At 74.0% G+C, this 24,283-nt stretch carries 20 protein-coding genes; 18 read left to right on the forward strand and 2 right to left on the reverse strand.

Annotated elements, in window-relative coordinates:
• The first annotated feature begins 127 nt into the window (after positions 1-127).
• The 6 genes from VFG42_RS01980 (at position 128) to VFG42_RS02005 (ending at position 6,880) form a co-directional block, all read left to right on the forward strand.
• Positions 128-1,501 (forward strand): IPT/TIG domain-containing protein, encoded by a 1,374-nt coding sequence (locus VFG42_RS01980; protein ID WP_324904699.1) that lies wholly within the window; start codon positions 128-130, stop codon positions 1,499-1,501.
• 120 nt (positions 1,502-1,621) lie between these two features.
• Positions 1,622-2,770, forward strand: coding sequence for an MFS transporter (locus VFG42_RS01985; RefSeq protein WP_324904701.1), 1,149 nt, complete (start codon positions 1,622-1,624; stop codon positions 2,768-2,770).
• Positions 2,771-2,813: 43 nt separating this feature from the next.
• A complete protein-coding gene (locus VFG42_RS01990; protein WP_324904703.1) occupies positions 2,814-3,998 on the forward strand; it encodes a CpaF family protein in 1,185 nt (394 codons plus the stop codon).
• Complete coding sequence (locus VFG42_RS01995) at positions 3,995-4,855, forward strand: type II secretion system F family protein (protein WP_324904705.1); 861 nt, start codon at positions 3,995-3,997, stop codon at positions 4,853-4,855. Before VFG42_RS01990 ends, VFG42_RS01995 begins: the two co-directional genes overlap by 4 nt.
• Complete coding sequence (locus tag VFG42_RS02000; protein WP_324904707.1) at positions 4,852-5,697, forward strand: type II secretion system F family protein; 846 nt, start codon at positions 4,852-4,854, stop codon at positions 5,695-5,697. The genes VFG42_RS01995 and VFG42_RS02000 overlap by 4 nt, the downstream gene beginning before the upstream one ends.
• A gap of 94 nt (positions 5,698-5,791) precedes the next feature.
• Entirely contained in the window at positions 5,792-6,880 is a 1,089-nt protein-coding gene (locus VFG42_RS02005; RefSeq protein ID WP_324904709.1) for a quinolinate phosphoribosyl transferase, read from the forward strand.
• A gap of 74 nt (positions 6,881-6,954) precedes the next feature.
• On the opposite strand, the gene VFG42_RS02010 is transcribed toward VFG42_RS02005, so the two are convergent.
• Positions 6,955-8,580, reverse strand: coding sequence for a DUF3352 domain-containing protein (locus VFG42_RS02010; RefSeq protein ID WP_324904711.1), 1,626 nt, complete (start codon positions 8,578-8,580; stop codon positions 6,955-6,957).
• A gap of 407 nt (positions 8,581-8,987) precedes the next feature.
• On the opposite strand from VFG42_RS02010, the gene VFG42_RS02015 reads away from it, so the two are divergent.
• Genes VFG42_RS02015 through mraY form a run of 7 tightly spaced genes read left to right on the forward strand, consistent with a single transcriptional unit; the run spans position 8,988 to position 16,768 of the window.
• Positions 8,988-9,437: a division/cell wall cluster transcriptional repressor MraZ gene (locus VFG42_RS02015; RefSeq protein WP_324904713.1), complete on the forward strand. Its 450-nt coding sequence runs from the start codon at positions 8,988-8,990 to the stop codon at positions 9,435-9,437.
• Between the two features lie 20 nt (positions 9,438-9,457).
• On the forward strand, positions 9,458-10,408 hold the full coding sequence (gene rsmH, locus VFG42_RS02020; RefSeq protein ID WP_324904715.1) for a 16S rRNA (cytosine(1402)-N(4))-methyltransferase RsmH: 951 nt from the start codon (positions 9,458-9,460) through the stop codon (positions 10,406-10,408).
• The gene (locus VFG42_RS02025) at positions 10,405-11,376 is read left to right on the forward strand and encodes a hypothetical protein (protein ID WP_324904717.1); all 972 of its coding nucleotides are present in this window, start codon (positions 10,405-10,407) and stop codon (positions 11,374-11,376) included. The genes rsmH and VFG42_RS02025 overlap by 4 nt, the downstream gene beginning before the upstream one ends.
• 6 nt (positions 11,377-11,382) lie before the next feature.
• On the forward strand, positions 11,383-13,056 hold the full coding sequence (locus VFG42_RS02030; RefSeq protein WP_324904719.1) for a penicillin-binding protein 2: 1,674 nt from the start codon (positions 11,383-11,385) through the stop codon (positions 13,054-13,056).
• A 31-nt stretch (positions 13,057-13,087) separates the two neighbouring features.
• Positions 13,088-14,515: a UDP-N-acetylmuramoyl-L-alanyl-D-glutamate--2,6-diaminopimelate ligase gene (locus VFG42_RS02035; protein ID WP_324904721.1), complete on the forward strand. Its 1,428-nt coding sequence runs from the start codon at positions 13,088-13,090 to the stop codon at positions 14,513-14,515.
• A complete protein-coding gene (locus VFG42_RS02040; RefSeq protein ID WP_324904723.1) occupies positions 14,496-15,800 on the forward strand; it encodes a UDP-N-acetylmuramoyl-tripeptide--D-alanyl-D-alanine ligase in 1,305 nt (434 codons plus the stop codon). The genes VFG42_RS02035 and VFG42_RS02040 overlap by 20 nt, the downstream gene beginning before the upstream one ends.
• Positions 15,800-16,768, forward strand: coding sequence for a phospho-N-acetylmuramoyl-pentapeptide-transferase (gene mraY / locus VFG42_RS02045; protein ID WP_324904725.1), 969 nt, complete (start codon positions 15,800-15,802; stop codon positions 16,766-16,768). The genes VFG42_RS02040 and mraY overlap by 1 nt, the downstream gene beginning before the upstream one ends.
• Positions 16,769-16,811: 43 nt before the next feature.
• Here mraY and VFG42_RS02050 read toward each other — a convergent pair whose 3' ends face one another.
• Entirely contained in the window at positions 16,812-18,284 is a 1,473-nt protein-coding gene (locus VFG42_RS02050) for a metallophosphoesterase (RefSeq protein ID WP_324904727.1), read from the reverse strand.
• Between the two features lie 47 nt (positions 18,285-18,331).
• Between VFG42_RS02050 and murD the strand changes: the two genes are divergently transcribed.
• The 5 genes from murD to VFG42_RS02075 all read left to right on the forward strand — a co-directional run bounded on the left by murD (position 18,332) and on the right by VFG42_RS02075 (position 24,099).
• Positions 18,332-19,663 (forward strand): UDP-N-acetylmuramoyl-L-alanine--D-glutamate ligase, encoded by a 1,332-nt coding sequence (murD, locus tag VFG42_RS02055; protein ID WP_324904730.1) that lies wholly within the window; start codon positions 18,332-18,334, stop codon positions 19,661-19,663.
• Between the two features lie 7 nt (positions 19,664-19,670).
• Complete coding sequence (gene ftsW, locus VFG42_RS02060; RefSeq protein WP_324904731.1) at positions 19,671-20,912, forward strand: putative lipid II flippase FtsW; 1,242 nt, start codon at positions 19,671-19,673, stop codon at positions 20,910-20,912.
• Complete coding sequence (locus VFG42_RS02065; protein WP_324904733.1) at positions 20,872-21,897, forward strand: UDP-N-acetylglucosamine--N-acetylmuramyl-(pentapeptide) pyrophosphoryl-undecaprenol N-acetylglucosamine transferase; 1,026 nt, start codon at positions 20,872-20,874, stop codon at positions 21,895-21,897. Before ftsW ends, VFG42_RS02065 begins: the two co-directional genes overlap by 41 nt.
• Positions 21,890-23,227, forward strand: coding sequence for a UDP-N-acetylmuramate--L-alanine ligase (locus VFG42_RS02070; protein WP_324904735.1), 1,338 nt, complete (start codon positions 21,890-21,892; stop codon positions 23,225-23,227). The genes VFG42_RS02065 and VFG42_RS02070 overlap by 8 nt, the downstream gene beginning before the upstream one ends.
• A gap of 62 nt (positions 23,228-23,289) precedes the next feature.
• A complete protein-coding gene (locus VFG42_RS02075) occupies positions 23,290-24,099 on the forward strand; it encodes a cell division protein FtsQ/DivIB (RefSeq protein ID WP_324904738.1) in 810 nt (269 codons plus the stop codon).
• Positions 24,100-24,283: the final 184 nt, after the last annotated feature.

A 24,283-nucleotide genomic window follows, 5' to 3' on the forward strand; every position in this document is an offset into this window, starting at 1 on the left:
GTTCACCCCCACGACCGATACCCGGGGCCGAGGCTCTCACATGCTGCGAATCCTTCGTTCCCTTTCCTTCGCCATCGTCGCCGCCGGTCTTCTGACCCCTGCGGCCGCCAACGCTGCGCCGAAGAAGGTGGTGGTCTATCCCACCGTCTCCAACATCAAGCCGCGCAAGATCACGATCGGCCAGCAGCTGACCGTGAAGGGCGCGCACTTCCGCGCCGGCAAGGGCAAGAGCAGCGTCGTCTTCTACCGCAAGGGCCAGCCCGTGGTCTTCGTCAAGGCCGACAAGGCGACGGCGACGTCGCTCGTCGTGACGATCCCGAGCAAGGTCGCCGAGCTGTTGGTCAAGCGCGACGACAACCTGGTCGCCACCCAGCTGCGCCTGCGGATCGTGGGCTCGCGGATGGGCAAGGCCTGGACGAAGAACAGCCGCTCGCCGATCGTCTCGCCGATCAAGAAGGCGGTCGTCTCCAAGCCGACGTCCGACGGCACCTCGACCTCGACCTCGACCCCGGCGCCCGCCGCGGCGGCCCCGCCGGCGCTGACCTGCCAGCAGCAGGCGGCCCTGACGCCCGACGCCGACACCGACGGCGACGGTCTCACCAACGGCCTCGAGCTGCGCTACCAGCTCGACCCGTGCCTGGCCGACACCGACGGCGACGGCATGGACGACGGCTGGGAGTACTGGTCGGCGCAGCAGCTCAACGGCGCCTCGGTCCCGTACCCCGGCACCAAGCCGTGGCCGAACCCGCTCGACCCGAGCGACCCCAACGACGACTTCGACGGCGACGGCCTCACCGCCATCCAGGAGTTCACGCTCTGGAAGGCCAGCAAGACCGGCTTCCCGCTCGTCGCCTACAGCGACGGCACGCAGAACTCCGGCGGCAAGCAGCCGGTGCTCCCCGGCAACCCGCTCGACCTCGACCACGACGGCAACCTCACCGACGACGAGCGCGACGAGGACGGCGACGGGCTCTCCAACATGGTCGAGCTCAACTTCCGCGGCGAGCAGGAGTGGTGGAAGACCGTCGACCAGTACAAGGACGAGAAGCCCTACGCGATCCGCCAGTTCTCCGATCTCGACCCGACCAACCCGGACAGCGACGGCGACGGCATCCTGGACGGCGCCGACGACCAGGACAACGACGGCTGGAGCAACTTCGTCGAGGCGCAGCTGAGCCGCTTGCAGGTTGGCTACCGCGTGCAGCCGTTCAACCCCTGCCTGCCCGACCCGCACGCCGCGACGTGCGGCCGCTGGACCCGCATCGGCACCGACGCCTGGCCGCCGTTCGACGGCAGCCAGCAGGTGGGCGACGCGATCCCGTTCGCCGCCTACGACGCCGACCCGGGCCCGGGCGTCACCGAGGCATACGACGTCACCTTCGCCGCCTGGGACACCGCCGGCCGGCCCGACCGCGCGACCGGTCTGCTCTTCGGCCCGTGGGATCCGTCCCCCTGGTTCGCTGACGCGGGCTGGGACGGCAAGGGCGGGCCCCAGGGCTGACCTCCCGCGATCGAGCAACTCCCTGTGCGAAGGCCGGGCGGAACTCCGCTCGGCCTTCGTCGTTTTTAGCAATCGATGCCGGAGCGGCGTACGGCGCCGCCTCCCCGATAGGTTGCGGCCGTGCGCCGACTGCTCCTGGTCCTCAGCGCGATCGTCTTCGTGGACACCACGTTCTACGCCGTGGTGGCCCCGTTGCTGCCGCATTACGCGAAAGACCTGGATCTCTCGAAGGCCTCGGCGGGCGTCCTGCTGGCGGCCTATCCCGCCGGGACGCTCGTCGGCGCCCTGCCCGGCGGGATCTTCGCGGTGCGCTTCGGACCGAAGCGAACGGTCCTCGCGGGCCTCGTGCTGCTGGGGGCGTCGAGCGTCGGCTTCGCGTTCGCGTCCTCTGCACTGGTTCTCGACCTCGCGCGGTTCGTGCAGGGCGTCGGCGGGGCGTGCTCGTGGGCGGGCGGTCTGGCGTGGCTGGTGGGCGAGGCTCCGGCGGCACGGCGCGGCGAGCTGATCGGCACGGCGCTGGGCGCCGCCGTCGGCGGCGCGCTGCTGGGGCCGGCGCTGGGCGCCGCCGCGGCGGCGCTGGGGACACGGCCGGTCTTCGGGGCGGTGGCGGCGATCGCCATCGGCCTCGGGTTCGCCGCGGCGGGCTGCCAGGGCGGCCAGGCGGGCGCGGAGCCGGGGGCCTCGCTGCGCCACACGCTGAAGACATCGCGGGTTCGCGCCGGCCTCTGGCTCGTGGCGCTGCCCGGCCTGTCCTTCGGCGTCCTCGACGTGCTCGTCCCATTGCGGCTCGACGAGCTCGGGGCCGGCGAGGCGGGCGTGGCGGCGACGTTCTTGATCTCCGCCGCGGTCGAGGGCGGCATGAGCCCGATCGTCGGCCGGGTCGCCGACCGGCGCGGCGCGCTGGTGCCGATCCGGATGGGCCTGCTGGCCGCGACCGTGATCGTCCTCGTCGTGCCGATCCCGCAGATCGCGGTGCTGTGCGCGCTGGTGATGGTCACGGCGACCGCCGCGTTCGGCGCGTTCTGGGCCCCGGCGATGACGCTGCTCTCGGAGGCGGCCGAGCGGGTCGGCGCCGACCAGGGCCTGGCCTTCGGCCTGGTCAACCTCGCCTGGGCGCTGGGAATGGTCGGCGGGGCGGCCGGGGGCGGCGCCCTGGCCAAGGCGACGTCCGACACCCTCTGCTACGTCCTGCTGGCCGTGCTCTGCGGTACGACGTTGGCCGGGCTGGTCCGCCGGCGCAGCCGCCAGATCGCCACGTCCGCGCGCTGACACCCCGGGGGCGAGCTTTCGGTCCCGCCCGCCTCAGCACGGCATGACCCACCATGCCATCGACGACCTCGCGGACCGGCTGCGCGAACGCCTCCTGGCCGAAGCGGGCGGCGCCACCGCCGACGCGCCGTTGGCCGAGCGCATCCGCGCGCTCGTCGACCGCGAGGCCGGCGTGCTGGACGAGCCCACGCGCGAGGACCTCGCCGCGCGCATCGCGCGCCGCTCGTTCGGCCTGGGCCCGCTCGAGCCGCTGCTCGCCGACCCGACCGTCGACGAGGTGATGGTCAACGGCGCCGGGCCGCGCGCCGCGGTCTGGGTCGAGCGCGGCGGGTGTCTGGAGCGCACCGACGTGGCGTTCGCCACCGAGGCCGAGCTGCGCCACGCCATCGAGCGGATCCTGGCCCCGCTGGGGCGCCGCGCCGACGAGGCCGAGCCGATGGTCGACGCGCGCCTGCAGGACGGGTCGAGGGTCAACGTCGTCCTGCCGCCGCTGGCCGTCGACGGCCCGACGCTGACGATCCGTCGTTTCCGGGCGCGTCCGATCGGCGCCGACGAGCTGGTCGCGCTGGGCACGTGGACGCCGGAGGTGAAGGCCTTCCTGACCCGCGCCGTGGACGCGCGGCTGAACGTGGTGGTCAGCGGCGGCACGGGCTCGGGCAAGACCACCACCTTGAACGCGCTGTCCTCGTTCATCGCGTCCGGCGACCGCGTGGTGACGATCGAGGACACCGCGGAGCTGCGGCTGCAGCAGCCGCACGTCGTGCGGTTGGAGAGCCGTCCCGCCAACGTCGAGGGGCGTGGCGCGGTCACCACGCGCGCGCTCGTGCGCAACGCGCTGCGCATGCGGCCCGATCGGATCGTCGTGGGGGAGATCCGTGGGGGCGAGGCCCTCGACATGCTCGCCGCGATGACCACCGGCCACGACGGCTCGCTGTCGACCGTCCACGCCGGGTCGCCGACCGAGGCGCTGCGCCGCATCGAGACGCTCGCCTTGATGGCCGACCTCGACCTGCCGCTCACGGCCATCCGCGACCAGCTGGCCGACGCCGTCGACCTCGTCGTCCACCAAGCTCGCGCCGCGGAGGGGCGGCGCCGCGTCACGGCCATCGCCGAGGTCGTCCGCGTCGCCGCGGGGCCCGCCACGCGTCCGATCCTCACGTTCGCCGACGGGCAGCCACGCTGGCATCCGCCCTCCGCGGCGCTGGCCGACCGGCTGGGGGAGACGTGACGTCCACGGCGCCCGCGTTGGCCGCGCTCGCCGCCGGGGCGGCGGTGTTCGGCGCGTGGGACCTGCTGACGATCGTCGAGGCCGGCGGCCCGGCGCGGACGGTCGCGCGCGTCCTGGCGCCGCTGCGGCTCGCGGGGCGGGCCGGGCGCGTCCCGACCCCGCCGGAGCGGCGACGGCTGGCGATCCTCGGGGCTTGCTCGATGCTCGCGGCGGGATGGCTGCTCGCCGGTCCCTTCGCGGGCTGCGCGCTCGCGCTGACGGCGCCCGCCTGCGTCGGACCGCTGCTCGCCGCGCGCCGCCGTCGCTGGAGGAGGGCGCTGGTCGCCGCGGTGCCGCAGGTCGCCCGCGCGATGGCCGATGCGCTCGCCGGAGGGCGGTCGATCCGCTCGGCGCTCGCCGACCTCGGCCGGCCGGGCGCGGTGACCGGCGCGGCCGGGACCGAGCTGCGTGGCGCCGCGCACCGCCTCGCGCTCGGGGAGCGAACCGAAGCCGTCCTGCTGTCCCTGCGTGACCGGGCCCAGGACCCGTCGTGGGACACGCTGGTCGCCGCGATCCTGCTGCAGCGTGAGGCCGGCGGCGACCTCGCCGCGCTGCTGCGGACCGTCGCCGACAGCACCGAGAACGCCCGGCGCGTCGAGGCCGACGCCCGTTCGCTGATGTCCCAGGCCCGCGCGTCGGCGCGGCTCGTCGCGGGCCTGCCGGTCGTCAGCCTCGTGCTCTCCGAGCTGGTCGCGCCCGGCTCGCTGAGCGGCATGGCCGCCGACGCACGCTCGCGCCTGCTGCTCGGCGCGGGCCTGCTGCTGGCCGCCTTCGCCATGTTCATCATCAACCGCATCGCGCGGCTGGGGGCGCCGTGAGCGTCGCGATCCTCCTCGCCGGCGTCGCCGGCGTGCTGTCCGCCGTCGGGCTCTGCGACGTGGCGGTGCTCTTCGCCGAGCGACGCGCGGCCGCCGCCGGGCGGGCCACGCCGTCGGGACCGCAGCGCGCCGTGACCGCGCTGGCGCGCCTCGGGCGCCGGATCGGGGCGCCCGCGGCGCCGCGGGACCTCGAGGCGCGGCTGGCCGCCGCCGGGCTCGCCGCGCGGCTCCGGCCCGCGGACGCCATGGCCATGAAGGCGGGCGGCGGCGCGGCGGCGGTGCTCGCGTCGGCGCCCGTCGTCGCGACCTTGCCGCCGCGTCTGATGCTGCTCGCGCTGCCGCTCGCCGCGGCGGCGGGGTTCCTGGCGCTCGACCTCCACCTCGCGCGGCGCGGCCGCCGGCGGGCGCAGCAGGCGCGGGTCGAGCTGGCCGACGTGCTGGACCTCCTCCGGGTGGCGGTCGCCGCCGGGCTGCCGACCGGTCGGGCGCTGACGGAGGTCGGCCGTCATCGCGGCGGCCTCGTCGCGGCGGAACTGCGCGCGCTGGCCGAGCGGCTGACGCTCGGCGTCCCACGGGCGGACGCGTTGGCCGAGCTGCGCCGGGCGCTGCCCGTCCCGGCGCTCGCCACGCTCGTCGCGGCGATCGACCGTGCCGACCGTCATGGGGCGTCGCTGGCGCCCGCGTTGACCGCGCTGGCCGAGGAGGCGCGCGCGGATCGGGCGCGCGCCCTGCGCGATCAGGCCGCCCGGGCGTCGCCTCGGATCCAGCTGGCGATCGCGCTGCTGCTCGTGCCCGCCGTCCTGCTCCTCGTCGCCGCCGGGCTTGTCCATGGCCTGGCGTAGGCGGAGCGGCACCGCGCGGGCGCCCGCGTCCGGCCGCCGATGGCGGCCGTCCCGTCGCACCACGTCCCGGCGCGGCGCTCGCTAGGTTCGCTCGATGGCGCCTGATCCGTTGCGACTCGATCCCGCGACCTTCCAGCTGCCCGTCGGCCGTCTGCGCGCCGGCTACTACAGCGACGCGTACTTCAACGGCACCAAGGAGCTGCTGGAGGCCGAGGACCGCCACCCGCGGGTGCTGATGCAGGTGTTCCAGAAGCAGGAGTCGCTGCTGGGCGGGATCGACGAGGCGATCGCGGTGCTGAAGGTGGGCGCGGGGCACGTCGGCGCCGACGGCGTGTGGGTGCCGGCCTGGGACGACCTCGTCGTGCACGCCCTGCACGAGGGCGACGCGATCGAGCCCTTCGAGACCGTGATGACGATCGAGGGCGACTACGCGCGGTTCGCGCACCTGGAGACCGTCTACCTCGGGTGCATGGCCCGCCGGTCGCTGGTGATGCGCAACGTGCGCGCGGTGGTCGACGCCGCCCGCGGCAAGGAGATCCTGTTCTTCCCGGCGCGCCACGACCACTGGCTCGTGCAGACCGGCGACGGCTGGGCCGCGCACGTCGCCGGGGCGATCGGCGTCTCGACCGACGCGCAGGCCTCGTGGTGGGGCGGTCGCGGCGTCGGGACCGTGCCGCACGCGCTGATCGCCGCCTTCGGCGGGGACACCGTCGCCGCCGCGCGCGCCTTCGCCCGCCGCTACAGCGGCCGCGTGAACGTCACGGTCCTCGTGGACTTCGAGAACGCCTCGGCGAAGACGGCGGTCGAGGTCGCCGACGCGCTCGGCGACGAGCTGTGGGGCGTGCGCCTGGACACCTCGGAGCGCCTCGTCGACGAGACCCTCTCCGACCTCGGGCCCGAGGCACCGCGCGGCGTGAACGTCGAGCTGGCCCGCCGCGTCCGCGCCGCCCTCGACGACGCCGGGCACTCCCGCGTGCGCATCGTCGCCTCCGGTGGCTTCGACGCGACCAAGATCCAGCACTTCGAAGCCGAGGGCGCCCCGGTCGACGCCTACGGTGTCGGCTCCTCGCTCCTACGCGGCCAGAACGACTTCACCGCCGACATCGTCCGCGTCGACGGCAACCCCGTCGCCAAGGTCGGCCGCGGCGAGAACCCGAACCCCCGCCTGGCCCGCGTGCCCTGAGGCCGCGGTCGCCGCGCGCCCGGTACAGGCGCCGCCGCACGTGGCGGCGCCCCGAACGCGAGCGTCTGCTCGTCCTACGGCACGGACACCGCGGCCTTGAGGTGCGTCACGTCGCCCTCGCGCACGGTGCCGGCGGCGGCCGGGCCGAAGGCGTCGAGCGTGGGCTTCGCCTTGGCGAAGTCCTGGTTGGAGCCGGCGACCGAGCCGATCAGCTTGACGACCTGCGGGGTGTCGAGGAAGAGCGACGGCTTGGCGCCCTCCAGCAGGCCCGCGGCGGTCTTGTAGGGATCGCTGTCACCGAGCTTGTCGCTGCCGTCCAGCGCGTCCTTCAGCGCGGAGGCGCCGTAGGCGACCACGAACTTGTCGTCCTTGGCCGCGACCTTGATGCCGCCGGCGACCGGGCCGCCGACGGCGACCGTGAAGCCGGTCGCGCCGCCGGTGCCCGGGCCCGACAGGTCGGCGGTCTTGACGTTCAACCCGGACAACAACCGCTTGAGCTTCGGGATCGCCGCCTTCGACGCGGCCGGGTCCTTGGAGGTCACGACCAGCGCGCCGCCGAGGTCGCTCATCGTGGTGCCCTTCACGAACAGGTCCGCCTTGCCCATCCACGCCAGCAGGTCCTTGTTGATGTCGATGCCGAGCTGGGCCTTCAGCTGCGCCATCAGCGTCGCGGGGTCGATGCCGCCCGTCGCGCCGGCGGAGCCCAGCGTCGAGAGCGACGACTTGAACGTCCCGCCGACGTCGCCCAGGCCGATGCTCAGCCACGCGCCCGCCGGCGCCGACGCGGCCGCCGCCGCGCTGTCGCCCGCGCCCGCGCCCGACGAGGACCCGCCGCCCTGCTTCAGGCCGATCGCCGCCGCGTCGATCCGCAGCGCGTTGCTCGTCACGTCCAGCGACGCCGCCACCGACTGCAGGCCGCTGCCCGTCAACAACCCCTTGAACGCCTGCAGCGACTGCGCGTTGGAGCCCTTCAGCGACCCGGACCCGTTCGCCGCGCCGAGCGCGAGGTCGAAGAACCGGCTCGGATCCACGTAGGCGAAGCCCAGGCCGTCGGTCCCGACGGTCCCGCGCGCCTTCTTGAACGCGCCCGCGCTCTCCAGCGACGTGCCCGACCGCGCGTCGAGCGCCGACTTGAACCCGCGCTCGGTTCCGACCAGCACCGCGTGGTCGACGACCGCCGCGGCCAGGTCGTCGCCGCTGTCGTACCGGTACTCGACGTCGCGGTAGGTCCGCGTCCCGCCCTTGACGTACTGCTCCAGGAACGCCTTGGCGGCGTCGTCGTCCTTGGAGGCGATCGCGCCGACCACGTCGACGTCCTTCCCGCCGCCACCGCGCACGCCGGTGACCGCGATGCCCGCCCGCTGCCCCAGCCACGGCTCGACGTCCTTCTCGTACGACCCGCCCTTCTTCTTGGCGGCGGCGTCGATCAGCCCGACGATCTTGCCGCCCGGGTCGGTCGTGCGCAGGATCTTGCCCGCGACCGTCTTGGCGTTGGCGGCCAGCTCGCCGGTCGGGCGCACCTGCGCCTCGACGTACACGGGCACCGACGCGGGCAGCAGCGCGGCCGGATCGGTCCCCGGCGCGCCGGCGGAGCTGTTGGACGAGGACGAGCCGCAGCCCGCGACGGGGATCGCGACCGCTGCGCAGGACACCGCGAGCAGCGCGACGCGCCGCCGGGCAAGCAGGAGGGAGGAGGGCATGAGCGAATCCTAGGCACGTCCGCTCGCGTGGGAGACGGTGGACAGCCGCCCGCCGGACGGGCGGACAACCGCCCCTCGCGCGTTCCTCCCACGACGCCCCACCGGACGCACACCCCGCGGACGGAACGGGCCAGATCCTGCAACTCGCCTTGCGCGGGCCGTTCCTGCAACCGCGCCTGCGCCAGGTGGCCGCATGTCCCCCCACCGGCTCCCACCGGCGAGAACCCAGCAACGGCAAGGGATCGCGCGGCTCGAACCCGACGTGTGGGTCTGTGCGTGGGGGAAAGTGTGGAATCGGTGTTGCATCGTGGGTGAGAGTGGGATAGAACGCCTTCTGCGGACCGGGGTGGAGGAGCTCCTCCCACTCCTCCACCCCGGCCCCTTCTTTCCGCGATGCGCACGTCCTCATGGACACCTCGTTCACCGGCCAGGCCGACTACACCCTCGACGCCAAGAACCGCCTCACGGTTCCCGCGCGCTATCGAGGGGCCCTCGAGGGCGGCCTGGTGATCGCCAAGGACATCGACCGGTGCGTCGCCATCTGGCCGACCGCGGGCTACGACGAGTTCCGCCGCGCCGCGCTGCAGGACGTGCACCCGATGAGCCAGCGCGGGCGCAAGATCATGACCTTCTTCTCCGCGAACTCGATGCCGGCGCAGCTGGACTCCGCCGGTCGCGTGCCGCTTCAGCCGTTCCTGCTGGACCACGGCAAGCTGCACGACCGCGAGGTGACCGTCGTCGGCGCCGGCGACCACCTCCAGATCTGGAACCGCGAGGCCTGGACGTCGTACAACGACCAGCTCGCGGCCGACATCTTCGACATCTCCGCGGCGTTCGACGCGCCCACCTCCGCGTGATGCTCACTATCCCTTATGACATGACCGCCTCCCATGTCCCCGTCCTGGCGGGCGAGCTGATCGAGGCGCTCGACCCGCAGCCCGGCCAGATCGCCGTCGACTGCACGTTCGGCGCCGGCGGCCACGCCCGCCTCGTGGCCGAGCGCATCGGCCCGACCGGCACGCTCATCGCGATCGACCGCGATCCGACCGCCGAGCAGCACTTCGAGGCGTTCGCCGCTGAGGTCTCCTGCGCGACGCGCTTCGTCAACGCGCCGTTCGCCGACGGCCTGCGCCAGCTCCTCGCCGAGGGCGTCAAGGCCGACCTGGTCTACGTGGACCTCGGCATCTCGTCGATGCAGGTCGACACTTGGGAGCGCGGGTTCTCCTACAGCTACGACGCGCCGCTGGACATGCGGATGGACCCGGGCCAGGAGCTGGACGCCGCGTTGGTCGTCAACACGTGGGACGAGCGTCGCCTGGCGCAGATCCTGCGCGAGTACGGCGACGAGCGCTACGCGACGCAGATCGCCCGCCGCATCGTCTCCACGCGCGCGAACGGCGAGATCACGACGACGAGCGCGCTGGTCGACGTCATCGCCAACGCGATCCCCGCGCGCGCCCGGTTCGCCGGCGGCCACCCGGCCAAGCGGACGTTCCAGGCCATCCGCATCGCGGTCAACGACGAGCTGGGGCAGGTCGACGAGGCCCTGCCGCTGGCCTGGCGCATCTTGCGCCAGAATGGCCGCTTTGCAGGCATTTCCTTCCACAGCGGCGAAGACCGCCGTGTGAAGCGCTTCCTCGCCGCCCGCGCCCAGGGCTGCACCTGCCCGCCGGAGCTTCCGGTGTGCGTGTGCGGCCGGACGCCGGAGGCCGAGTTGATCGGCCGCGGCATCGCGCCGACGGCGGGCGAGGTCGCCGCCAACCCCCGTTCGGCGTCCGCCCGGATGCGCGCCGCCCGCAAGCTCAGGGAAGAGGAGCACTCAGCATGACCCCGCCAGCCGCCGCCGCCACCGGCCGCACGCTGCCGCGCACCGTCGCGCCGCGCGCGCCCCGCCGGGTCTCCGGTCCCGTCGCCAAGCCGCGGCGTGGGGAGGACGCGCGCCCGCGGTCCGGCGCCCGCCGCGCCGCCGCGCCCGACCCCTTCATCATCCGCGCGATCGAGCGCACGATCCGGATGGCGGACTCGCGCTTTTTGGATCGCCTCATCCGCGGCCGCCTCTGGATCCCGCTCGTCGCGGCGGGCCTCATGGGCATCGTCTTCATGCAGGTGTCGATGTTGAAGCTGAACGCCGGCATCGGCCGCGCCGTGCAGAGCGCGTCGACGCTCGAGCGCCAGAACGCGACGATGCGCGCGCAGCTCTCGGGCATGGGGGCCGGCTCGAAGATCGACGAGACCGCCAAGGCGCTCGGCATGGTCGCCCCGGCGGCCTCGACGACCCCGAGCTACGTGAAGGCCGGCGGCGCCGCCCAGGCCGCCGCGGCCGCGCGCCGCATGACGCCCGCCGACCCGGACGCGGTCGCGCGCGAGAAGGCGGCCGCGAGCGCGGCCGCCGCGACCGCCGCGACGACGGGCGTCTCGGCGACGACCACCGGCGCGTCGACGACCGCGACGACCGCGGCCGGCGCCTCCGGCCCGGCCACGACCACCGGCGCGGCGACCACGGGCCCCGCGACCACGGCCACGAGCACCCCCGCCACGACCGGCGCAGCGACGACGCCCGCCGGCACCGCGACGGGCACCCCGTCCACCGGCGCGGCGACCGGCGACGCCGGCACGCCGACCGGCGCCGCCTCGGCCGGCACGGGCACCGCCACCGGCACGGGCGCCGCCACGGCCGGCACGGGCGCGACCTCGGCCGCCACCGGCGCCGCGACCGGCGGCGCCACCACCGTCACACCCACCACCCAACAGCAGCAGTCCACCTCCGGCGGCGCCGTCGCGCCCTCCGCGGGGTAGCCGGCGATGCTCCTGGTCGAGCGTCGCATCGGCCTGCTGTTCGCGTTCTTCCTCGGCCTCATCCTGCTCGCGGGCCTGCGCTCGCTGCAGCTCGGGACGCTGAAGGGCGGCATGCTCACCAAGGCCGCCGCCTCGCAGCAGACCGCCGACACCGTCGTCCCCGCCCACCGCGGCACGATCGTCGATCGCAAGGGCGTCGAGCTGGCGGTCTCCGAGGCCGCCGACGACATCTCGGCCACGCCGTACCTCGTCCCGGACAAGGGCAAGGCCGCCAAGCAGCTGGCGCCGCTCCTGGGCACCGACGAGGCCACGGTCCTCAAGAAGCTCTCCGACGCCTGCTGCTTCGTCTACCTCGGGCGCCGCGTCCCCGGCGACCAGGCCGACAAGATCCGCAAGCTCGACATCCCCGGCATCGACCTCGCGCCCGGCCAGCGCCGCGCGTACCCCGGCGACTACCTGGCCTCGCAGGTCCTCGGCTGGGTCAACATGGCGGGCAACGGCGCCAGCGGCCTGGAGTACTCGCTGGACAAGGTCCTGCACGGCACCGACGGCGAGCGTCGCGTCGTCCGCGACGGCGTCGGCGAGGACGTCAAGGTCGACACGCTCAAGGCCGCCAAGCCCGGTGCCGCGGTCGAGCTGTCGCTGGACTCCAAGATCCAGGACAAGGTCGAGGGCGTCCTGAAGGGCGTCGGCGAGACCTACCGCCCCAAGGGCGCGACCGCGATCGTCACCAACCCGCAGACGGGGGAGATCCTCGCGCTGGCCAACTGGCCGCGGATCAACGCCAACGACCCGTCGGCCGCGCCGACCTCCGCGCTGCAGAACCGTGCTGTGGGCATCACCTATGAGCCGGGCTCGACGTTCAAGGCCGTGACGGTCGCCGGCGCGCTGGAGGACGGCAAGGTCACGCCCGACACGTCGTTCAACCTGCCGCCACAGATCGTCGTCGCCGACCGCACGATCAAGAACGCCGAGGACCGCGGCTGGGCGACGATGACGACGCGCCAGATCCTGGCGCAGTCCGACAACGTCGGCGCGATCACGATCGGCCAGCGCCTGGGCAAGGCGCGCTTCGACTACTACGTCCGCAAGTTCGGCTTCGGCACGCCGACCGGCACCGACCTCCCCGGCGAGGAGCGCGGCATCGTCCCGACGCTCGAGCAGTACAGCGGCTCCTCGATGGGCAACCTCCCGATCGGCCAGGGCGAGGCGGTCACGCCGATGCAGATCGCCCAGTTCTACGGCGCCATCGCCGACGGCGGCATCCTCAAGACCCCGCACCTGGTCCGCCGGATCGACGGCAAGCTCGTCAACCACATGAAGTCCCGCCGCGTGATGAAGGCCTCGACCGCCGCCGCGCTGCGCGACATGCTCGAGGGCGTCCTGGCGCCGGGCGGCACGGCCTCCGAGGTCAGGATCCCCGGCTACCAGCTGGCGGGCAAGACCGGCACCGCGAACAAGATCGACCCGACGACCCATGAGTACTCGCAGTCGGCCTACGTCGCCTCGTTCGTCGGCTTCGCGCCCGCCAAGGACCCGAAGCTCCTGATCAGCGTCATGGTCGACGAGCCGCACGGCGCGATCTACGGCGGCTCGGTCGCCGCGCCGGCCTTCGGCAAGATCGCGCAGTTCGCGCTGAGCTACGAGAAGATCGCCCCGACGGTCGACGCGACGAAGTAGCGCGACGGCCTCCCTCGCTATGGTCGCCGCGATGCTCCTGGGGGACCTCTTCGAGGACGGCGCCCTTCCGGACGTCGACGTCACCGCGCTGCACTACGACGCGCGGGCCGTCACGCCGGGCTCCGTCTTCTTCTGCGTGCGCGGCTTCACGGCGGACGGCCACCGCTACGCGCCCGACGCGGTCGCCAACGGCGCCGTCGCGCTGGTGGTCGACCACCCGCTGGACCTGGAGGTCCCGGAGGTCCGGGTCGACGACGTGCGCGCCGCGATGGCGCCCGCCGCCGCGCGCCTGCACGGCGATCCGACCGCCGCGCTGGCGATGGTCGGGATCACCGGGACCAACGGCAAGACCACGACCTCGTTCTTGACCCGCACGGTCCTGGAGGCCGGCGGGCGCTCCACGGGCCTGGTCGGGACCGTGACGTCGTGGGTGGCGGGCGTCGAGCACCCGGTGGTGCGGACCACGCCGGAGGCGATCGACCTGCAGCGCATGTTCGCGGCGATGCGGGACGGCGGGGACACCGCGGCGGTCATGGAGGTCAGCAGCCACGCGCTGTCGCTCGGCCGCGCCGACGCGATCCACTGGGACGTCGCCGCGTTCACGAACCTCACGCAGGACCACCTCGACTTCCACAGCGACATGGAGGACTACTTCCTCGCCAAGCGCAAGCTGTTCGAGGTGGCGGGCGCGCAGGGCGCGACGCTGATCGTCAACGTGGACGACGAGTACGGCGCGCGGCTGGCCCAGGAGTTCCCCCAGGCGATCGCGATCGGGATCGACGCGCCGGGCGCCGTGCTGCGGGCGGTTGAACTGGACGCCGGCCCGGCGTCCAGCGACTTCACGGTCGACGGCGTGCGCTTCACCGCGCCGCTGCCCGGCCGCTTCAACGTCCTCAACTCGCTCGTGGCCATCGCCGCGGCGCGCGCCCTGGGGATCGACGACGCCACGATCGCCGCCGCGCTGCCTGGCGCGGGCGGCGTGCCCGGGCGCTTCGAGCCCGTCGCCGAGGGGCAGGGCTTCGCGGTCATCGTCGACTACGCCCACAAGCCCGACGCGCTGGACAACGTCCTGCGCACCGCGCGCGAGCTGGCCGGCGATCACCGGCTGATCGTCGTCGTCGGCGCCGGCGGCGACCGCGACCGCGGCAAGCGCCCGATGATGGGCGCCGCGGCGGCCCAGCACGCCGACGTCGTCGTCCTGACCTCCGACAACCCGCGCTCCGAGGACCCCGAGGCGATCATCGACGCGATCGCGGCCGGGGCGGGGGACGGCGCGCTGCGGATCGTCGACCGCCGCGAGGCGATCGAGCACGCGATCGCGCAGGCGGGCGACGGGGACGTCGTCGTCATCGCGGGCAAGGGGCACGAGACCTACCAGGAGGTCGCCGGCGGCGTGAAGCTGCCGTTCGACGACCGCGAGGTGGCCAGGGAGGCGCTGCGTGCGCGGCTGGACGGCTGAGGACATCGCCGCCGCCGCCGGCGCGCGGGTGGTCTCCCACGGACGCGGCGGCGAAGGCCCGACCCGCGCCGTCATCGACTCCCGCCACGTCGGGCCGGGCGACCTGTTCTTCGGCCTGCCGGGCGAGCGCGTGGACGGCGGGCGCTACGCGGCCGACGTGCTCGGCGCGGGCGCCTGGGGCGTCGTCGTCGGCGAGGGCTTCGCGGACGTGCGGGACCCGTCCGGCGAGGGCGCGATCCTCGTCGCGGCCGACCCGCTGGCCGCGCTGCAGCGCCTGGCGACCGCGTGGCGCCGCGCGCTCGGCGCGCAGGTGATCGGGATCACGGGCTCGACCGGCAAGACCTCCACCAAGGACCTGACGGCCGCGATGGTCGACCAGCGCAAGCGGGTCGTCGCCACGCCGCTGAACCTCAACACCGAGATCGGGCTGCCGCTGACCGTGCTCGGCGCGCCCGCCGGGACCGAGGTCCTGGTCCTCGAGATGGCGATGCGCGGCGCCGGGCAGATCGCCGAGCTGGCGCGCATCGCCGAGCCCGACGTCGGCGTGATCGTCAACGTCGGCCCGGTCCACCTGGAGCTGCTGGGCTCGATCGAGGCGATCGCGGCCACGAAGTCCGAGCTGATCGAGCGGCTGCGTCCGGGCGGGACCGCGATCGTCCCCGCCGAGGAGCCGCTGCTGCGGACCCACCTGGAGCGCCTGCCCGAGGGCGTCACGACGGTGACGTTCGGTTCGGAGGGTGACGTCCGCGCGCTGCCGGCCGGGCTGGAGCTGCCGTTCACGAGCGCCCACATGCGCGGCAACGCCCTGGCCGCGCTGGCCGCCGCGCGGGCCGTCGGGGTCGAGCCGACGGGCCGTCTGGAGGTCGCTCTGAGCGGGCTTCGTGGCGAACGGCGCGAGCTGCCGGGAGGCATCGTCGTCGTCGACGACTGCTACAACGCCAACCCGATGTCGATGCGCGCCGCCCTCGACGACCTTGCCGCGTCCGCTTCCGGTCGCCGCGTCGCCGTGCTCGGGGACATGCTGGAGCTGGGCCCCGACGAGGTGCGCTTCCACGAGGAGGTCGGGGCGCACGCCCGCGGCGTCGGCGTGGACCTGCTGGTGACGGTGGGGCCGCTGGCCCGCGCGATGGGCCCGGCGTTCGGCGGCGAGACGCTCGCGGTCGACCGCGCCGACGAGGTCGTCGGCGCGCTGCGCCCGCGCCTGGCCGACGGCGACACCGTGCTCGTCAAGGCCTCCCGAGGCGTCGGCCTCGAGGTCGTGGCCCAGGGGCTGGGGACGGCCTAGTGGGCGAGGTCCTCATCGCCGGGATGGCGTCGCTGCTCATCTGCATCTTCCTGAGCCCGTCGTTCATCTCCTACCTGCGGCAGCGCGAGTTCGGCCAGAACATCCGCGAGGAGGGGCCGGAAGGCCACCACTCCAAGGCGGGGACGCCGACGATGGGCGGCATCATCATCTTCACGGCGATCAGCGTGCCGTTCCTGCTGCTGAGCGACTACGACTGGCGCTCGGTCGGCGTCTACCTGGCGGCGGTGCTCAGCGCCGGCCTGGGTTTCGCCGACGACTTCACGAAGATCATCCGGCGGCGCTCGCTCGGCCTGAGCGGCAAGGCGAAGCTCGCCGGCCAGGTCCTGATCTCCGTGCTGCTGTGGTACATCGCGACGCAGAAGGCCGACCTGCCCGCGACGCTGCGCCTGCGCACGATCGACGCGACCGTCGACCTCGGCGTCTTCTACCCGCTGTTCATCTACCTGGTGGTGGCGGGGACGACCAACGCGGTGAACCTGACCGACGGCCTCGACGGCCTCGCCGCGGGCTGCGCGGCGATCGTGCTGCTGGCCTACATCGGCATCACGTTCATCACGGCGGGCCAGGACGACCTGGCGCTGCTGGCCGGCTGCCTGGTGGGCGCCTGCGTCGGCTTCCTGTGGTTCAACGCGTTCCCGGCGACGATCTTCATGGGGGACACCGGATCGCTCGGGCTGGGCGGCGCGATCGCGGGCCTGGCCGTCATGACCAAGACGGAGGAGATCCTCATCCTGCTGGGCGGGATCTTCGTGGTCGAGGCGCTGTCGGTGCTGATCCAGGTGTTCAGCTTCCAGACGTTCCGCAAGCGCGTGTTCCTGATGGCGCCCATCCACCATCACTTCGAGATCTTGGGGTGGTCGGAGACCAAGATCATCCTGCGCTTCTGGATCATCGCGGCGATCTGCGCCGCCAGCGGGTTCACGATCTACCAGCAGTCGATCCACTAGGCCGCGCCCTCGGGATCCGGGTCGCGTAGTGACTGCATAGCAGTCACTGGGCGACCCGGATCCCCCGCACCTGCTCGTCGACCCGCACGCGGCGGGCCGAGGTGTCGCCCGTGCCCGGGTCGATCGTCACCTGGTCCACCGCCAGCGGCAGCGGGCTCGGCCGCAGCCGGTAGGTGGCGATCGCCAGCGACAGGTTCGAGCGGTCGGTCAGGTTCCCGGTGCCGCCCGCCCCGATCGTCCCGGAGTTGACCTCCAGCAGGTTCGGGTCCGCCTGCAGGAACAGGTGGTGCGTGTGGGCGTCGATGATCATGATGGGGTGGTCGGGAGGCTGACGGCGCAACTCGCCCAGGACGCTCGCCGCCACCGCAGGCTCGTGGACGACCACGACGTCGACCTTGTCCTCGATCCCCTCGAACCAGCGCCGGAACTCCTCCTCGGCCGCGTTCGTGAGCCCCACCTTGAACTTGTCGTCGTACTGCTGGTCGGCCCGCCGCAGGAACGGGTCCGTGAAGCCCGCCATCCGCAGCCCGCCGACCTTCACGACCATCGGCCCGTGCGATCCGTCAGGCCGCAGACGCCCGAACTGCGTCAGCACGATCGCGCCGTCGCCCGCCAGGTCCTTCAACAACGTGTCGGAGTCGTGGTTGCCCCCGACGACCACGGTCGGCTTGCCCATGCGAGCGATCCGCTGGACCAGCGACGCCTCCAGCGGCGTGCCCTTGTCGGTCAGGTCGCCGGCGAAGACCAGCGGCAGGCCGCTCGTCGCGCGCTCCAGCGTCGGCAGCGCCAGGACGTTGTTGTGGAGGTCGCTGGCCACCACGAACCGCGGACGCCCGCTCAGCTCCGGCCGCTGCCCGGGCGCGACGACCAGCCGCGCCAGGCCGACGAGCTGCCCGTTGAGCTCCTGGTCCAACGCGGTGCTCGACCGCTGCAGGGACTGCAGCGCCTCCAGCGCCCGCGGCAGGTCCGGGCCGTGGGCGTAGTAGGTCGGCTCGGCGATCCGCCCGCGCGGCGGCAGCAGCACCGCGACGGCCGCGACGGTCGCCAGCGACGTGCCCACCGCGATCAGCCCGCCCCAGCGCAGCCGCACCGACGCCTTCGGCAGCACCGACCGCTCCGCCGCGGCGACGAGCCCGCCCAGCGCGACGCCGGCGATCAACCCGATGACCAACAGCTTCTCGATGACCGACACGACGGCGTCGCGCGCCTCGGCCCGCACGTTGTCGACGTCGAGCTTGTGCCCGCGCGCCAACGTCTCGGCCGCGCCGCGGTCGACCGACCGGACCTCGACGGTCAGCCGCGCGGGCAGCCGCACGCCGCCGAAGCGCGCGCCCCAGTCGACCAGCGGCACGTAGACGTCCAGCGCCCCGTGGTGGAAGGGCGAGATCCCGATGTTGATCGTCCCGACCGACAGCCGCCGCTCCCCCTGGACGAGCGACAGCGCGCCGACCGCGCCGGTGACGGCGGCGGCGACGATGAGCAGGATGGCGATCGTCCGTCGAAGGCGGGCGGCCATTCCCCAAGGGGATGCCCAATCGCGCGAAGGACTACCGTCCTGCGCCGATGTCCCCGCGCCCGCCGCTTCCGCCCGGCCCCTACCTGATCGTCGGCCTCGCCCGCTCCGGCCGCGCCGCCGCGGCGCTGCTGCACGCGCGCGGGCACGAGGTCCTCGCGCTGGACGGCGCGCCGCGCGAGCGCCTCAAGGGCCTCGACGAGCTGCCGCCGCCGGTGGAGGTCCACGCGGGGACCGACGGCGTCGCGCTGCTGGAGCGCGTCCGCGCGGTCGTCAAGTCGCCCGGCGTCCCGCAGACCGCGCCGGTCGTCGCCGCCGCCCGCGAGCGCGGCCTGCCGGTCTTCGGCGAGCTGGAGCTGGCGTGGCGCTGCGTGCCCAACGAGGTCATCGCGGTGACCGGCACCAACGGCAAGACCACCACGACCGAGCTGCTCGGCCACCTGCACCGGACCGCGGGCGTCCCGGTCGACGTCGTCGGCAACGTCGGCACCGCCTACGCCTCGCTCGCGCTGGCCGAGCGCGACGAGCGTGCCGTCGTCGTCTGCGAGTGCTCGTCCTTCCAGCTCGAGGACACCATCTCCTTCGCGCCCGAGTGCGCGGTCCTGCTGAACCTGGAGTCCGATCACCTCGACCGCCACGGGTCGATCGAGGCCTACCACCAGGCCAAGCTGAAGGTCTTCGCCCACCAAGGCAATGACGATGTGGCGGTCGCGCCCGAGGGCCTCGGCGTCGTCGACCTCGGCGGCTGCGCGCGGCGCGTGTGCGTCGGCGACTCGCCGGAGGCCGAGCTGTCGCTGCGCGCCGACACGCTGTGGTGGGACAGCGAGCCGCTGCTGCGCGTCGAGGAGCTGGCGCTGCGCGGCCCGCACAACGTCCGCAACGCGATGGCCGCCGCGGCCGCCGCGCTGGCCCGCGGGCTGCCGATCGACGCGGTGCGCCAGGGCCTGACGACGTTCGCCGGCGTCCCGCACCGCCTCGAGGAGGTCGCCCGGCGCGACGGCATCACCTACGTCAACGACTCCAAGGCCACCAACGTGGCCGCCGCGCTGGTCGGCCTCGCGTCCTTCGAGCAGCCGGTCCACGCGATCCTCGGCGGTATCGGCAAGGGGGAGGACTACCGACCCCTCAGGCCCGCCGTCCAGCGGCACTGCCGCGCCGTCTACCTGATCGGCGAGGAGGCCGGAGCGATCCGTTCGGCTCTTGACGGTCTCGAGGGGATCCCGCTGCACGACAGCGGCGACCTGGCCACCGCCGTGCGCTCCGCGCGCGCCGACGCCCGGCCCGGCGACGTCGTCCTGCTCAGCCCCGCCTGCGCCTCCTACGACCAGTTCGAGAACTTCGAGGTTCGCGGGGAGGCTTTCCGGGAGGCAGCGCGAACTTAAGGGCCTGATGGCCCGCCGCCGCCATCCCCACCCGATCGAGCACAGCATCTTGATCACCGCGACCCTCTGCCTGTTGGCAGCAGGGGCCGTCATGGTGTTCTCGGCCAGCTCCGCTCGCTCCGTCCTCTCCGGCCAGGGGGACGGCACGTCGTTCATGGTCAAGTACGTGATCTACGGCGGCATCGGGTTCGTCCTGATGCACGTGATCGCGCGCCGCGGCCTCGACCTGGTGTTGAAGGCGACGCTCCCGCTGCTGGCCTTCTCGTTCGTCTGCCTGGTGCTCGTGAAGATGCCGGGCTTCGGCGTCAGCGTCAACGGCGCGCGCCGCTGGCTGGGCGCCGGCCCGCTGGTCTTCCAGCCGTCGGAGCTGATGAAGCTCTCGCTCGTGCTCTACGCGGCCAAGCTGCTGGCCGAGCGACCCAAGGTCCTTGCCCACCCGCGCAACCTGATGCCCTTGCTGCTGGTCGCGGGCGGCGCGGTGCTGCTGATCGCCTCGCAGCCGGACCTCGGGACCTCGCTGGTCATCTGCTTCACGATGGCCTCGATGCTCGTCGCCGCGGGCATGCCGATCCGCTGGCTGGCGACGGCGACCGGCGGCGGGTCGGTGCTGATCCTGCTGTACGCCATGAGCGCCTCCTACCGGCGCGACCGCCTGATGACGTTCCTGGACCCGTGGGCGCACGCCGGCGACGAGGGCTTCCAGGCCGTCCAGGGCCAGATCGCGCTCGGCTCCGGCGGGCTCTTCGGCCGCGGCCTGGGCAACTCCCAGCAGAAGAACCTCTTCCTGCCCGAGGCCCACACGGACTTCATCCTGGCCATCGTCGGCGAGGAGCTGGGCGTCATCGGGATCTGCGGGATCCTCTTCCTGTACGGGTTGGTCGCCTACGCGGGCCTGCGCGTCGCCAAGAACGCGCGCGGCACCTACGCCAAGCTGCTCGCCGCGGGCGTGACCTCGCTGTTCCTCTCGCAGGCGATGCTCAACGTCTTCACGGTCCTCGGCCTCGCGCCGCTGACCGGCGTGCCGCTGCCGTTCATCTCCTACGGGTCGACCAACCTCATCGTGCTGCTCATGGGCATGGGCGTCCTGCTCAACGTCGCCGCGGGCGGGCACGTGACGCTCCGGGTCGTGCCCGGGGCGCGGAATGTGGCAGGGTCCAAGAGGAATGGCTCCAACGATCCTGATCGCCGCCGGAGGGACAGCCGGGCACGTGGTGCCGGCTCTGGCGGTCGCCGACGCGCTGCGGGCTGAGGGCGCGCACGTCGTCTTCGTCGGCGGCGAGCGCGCCGAGAAGACGCTGGTTCCCGAGGCCGGCTACGAGCTGCGCCCGATCCGCGTCGAAGGCCTCTCGCGCACCAACCCGCTGAAGGCCGCGCGCGGGGCGCTGAAGGCGGTCGGCGCGCTGCGCACCGCCCAGGCGATCCTGCGCGACGTCAGGCCCGACGCCGTGATGGGCGGCGGCGGCTACGTCGCCGGGCCGGTCGGCGCGGCGGCCGCGGCGGGACGCGTCCCGCTCGTGCTGACCGAGGCCGACAGCCACCTCGGGCTGACCAACCGCCTGCTCGCCGGCCGCGCGCGGCGGGTCTGCCTGGCGTTCCCGATCGCCGGGCGCGACGACGCCGCCAAGTACCTGGTGACCGGCCGCCCGGTGCCACCGCCCGCCGACCGTGCCGCCGCGCGCGCCCAGTTCGGCCTGGGGGAGGGCGAGACGATGGTGTTGGTCTTCGGCGGCTCGCTGGGCGCGCGGACGATCAACGAGGCGTCGATCGACGCGTTCTCCGACGCGCCGTTCCGCGTGCTGCACGCGTCCGGCACGCGCGACTACGCGGCGCTGCGCGAGCGGCTCGGCACGCCGCCGCCGGCCAACTACGACCTGCGCGAGTACATCTCGCCCTTCGGCCCGGCGCTGGCCGCCGCCGACCTCACGGTCGCGCGCGCGGGCGGCTCGGTCTTCGAGATCGCCGCCGCCGGGCTTCCGGCGATCCTCGTGCCCTATCCGCACGCGGCCGCCGACCACCAGACGACCAACGCGCGGTGGATGGCCGACGCGGGCGCCGCGGTCGTGATCCGCGACGGCGACGTGACCGCGCAGCGGCTCGACGACGAGGTCGGCGCGCTGCTGAGCGATCCTGCGCGCCTGGCGTCGATGGCGGAGGCGTCGCGCGGCCTGGCGCGGCCGGACGCGGCGCGGGCGATCGCGCGCGAGGTGCTGGACGCGGCGGCGAGCCGTGGCTGAGCCCGCCGCGGCCGGGCCGTGGGCCGGCCGCAAGGTCCACCTCGTCGGCATCGGGGGCGCCGGGATGAGCGGCTGGGCGCGCGTGGCGGTGCAGCTCGGCGCGACGGTCTCCGGCAGCGACCGCGCCGAGTCCCCGGCGCTGGACAAACTCCGCGCGCTCGGGATCACCGTGCACGTCGGGCACGACGCCGCCAACGTCCCGCCCGGCGCCGACGTCTTCGTCTCGACCGCGATCCCGGCCGACAACCCCGAGCGCGTGCCCGGCGCCCAGCCCCGCGCCGAGCTGTTGCGCGAGCTGACCTCGCTCAAGCGCGTCATCGCGGTCGCGGGCGCGCACGGCAAGACCACCACGACGTCGATGGTCGCCCACGCGCTGCTGGGCGCCGGCGCCGCGCCGGGGTACCTCATCGGCGGCGCGCTGCGCACGACCGGCGAGAACGCCGACTGGGGCGAAGGGGAGTGGCTGGTCGTCGAGGCCGACGAGTCCGACCGCTCGATGCTCGCGCTCGACGTCGACGTCGCGGTCGTCCTGAACATCGAGCTGGACCACCACGCGACCTACGGCGGCTCGCCGGCCGCGCTGAACGCCGCGTTCGACGAGCTTCGCGACGGCGCCGCGCGCGGCACCGTCGCGCCGCCCGACCTCGCGCGCCCCGGCGACGCGGTCTTCGACCCGCGGGACGTCACGCTCACGCCCGGCGGCTCGACGTTCGCCTGGCGCGAGCGCACGGTCACGCTCAACGTCCCCGGCGTCCACAACGCGCGCAACGCCGCGGCGGCGCTCGAGGCGATCCACCTGGCCGACGCGACGCCCGACCTCGACGCCGCCGTCGCCGCCCTCGCCACCTTCACCGGCGCCGGACGTCGCTTCGAGCGCCTGGGCACCACGCGCTCCGGCGCCGAGGTCGTCGACGACTACGCCCACCACCCGACCGAGGTCGCCGCGACGATCGCCGCCGCGCGCTCGCTGAGCCCGCGCCGCCTCGTCGCGGTCTTCCAGCCCCACCTGTACTCGCGCACGCAGGAGCTGCACCGCGAGTTCGGCGCGGCGCTGGCCACCGCCGACGTCGCCGTGGTCCTCGGCGTCTATCCCGCCCGCGAGCGCGCCGAGGACTTCCCCGGCGTCACGGGCAGGCTCGTCGCCGAGGCCGCCGCGGACGCCGCCCACGGCCGCACCGTCCTCTGGCTCCCGACGCTCGCCGAGGCCCACGCCGCGCTCGCGCCGCGCCTGCGCGCCGGCGACCTCGTGCTCGTCCTGGGCGCGGGGGACGTCGACCGGCTCGGCCGCGCGCTGGTCGCCCACGAGCCGATCGTCCCGTCGCCCTCCTGACGAGCAAGCAGGGACCGCCGCCCGCGCGGCGAACCAGGCAGCGGATGCACCGCGCCGCCGCCATGCCGCGGGTCCGCTCCCTGCCGCGTCTCCCGCGGTGGGCGGTCTGGGCCCTTGCCGTCCTCGCCCTGCTGATCGCGGGCGGGATGTGGCTGCGCGACTCGTCGCTGGTCGCGGTGCGCCACGTCGAGGTCGTCGGGCTCAGCGGCCCGGAGACCGCGCGCGTCACCCGCCAGCTGGAGAGCGCGGCGCGCGACATGACGACGCTGCACGTCCGCGGCGACCAGCTGCGGTCGGTCGTCGCGCCCTACCCGGTCGTCAAGGACCTCCGGGTCGGCACCGACTTCCCGCACGGCCTGAAGATCACGGTCGTCGAGAACACGCCGGTGGCGGTCGTCACCGTCGACGGCGCCAAGACGCCGGTCGCGGGCGACGGCCTGCTCCTGCGCGGGGCCGACCAGCGCGACCTCCCGACGGTCCCGCTGCGGGTCCCGCCCGGCGGCGACCACGTCGCCGACAGGTCCGCTCGCGGCGCCATCGCCGCCCTCGCCGCGGCCCCCGCCGCGCTTCGGGCACGTGTCATCAGGGCGACCACGACGAAGGCCGAAGGTCTGACGATCACGCTTCAGAGCGGCCCCGAGCTGCGCTTCGGCGGAGCCGACCGGCTCGCCGCCAAGTGGGCGGCGGCGGCCGCCGTGCTGGCCTCGGCCGACTCCCGGGGCGCCACGTACCTCGACCTCCGCTACCCCGAGCGGCCCGCCGCCGGGGGCCTGGAGGACCCCACGCTCCAGCAGGATCCGGAGGCGGTCAACCAGGCCGATCCGGCCGACACCACCACGTCGGCGGCGCCGGCCACGGGATCGACGCCATAGTAACCGTCAACCTCAACTCGAGCCTTGGGTCACCCTCAAGTCTCGAGTCGAACTACAGACTTCCGCAAACTGCAAGCAAGATTGCGCTCTAAGATGGTGATGGCATTGCTGAACGCCGATGCGTACAGTGCTTTTGCCGAGAGGCGCGCATAGAGCGCGAACTCTCGACGCTACCTAGAGGGTC

Origin of the sequence: Baekduia sp., from assembly GCF_035685985.1 — a bacterium.
In the GTDB taxonomy this organism is placed as follows: Bacteria; Actinomycetota; Thermoleophilia; order Solirubrobacterales; family Solirubrobacteraceae; genus Baekduia.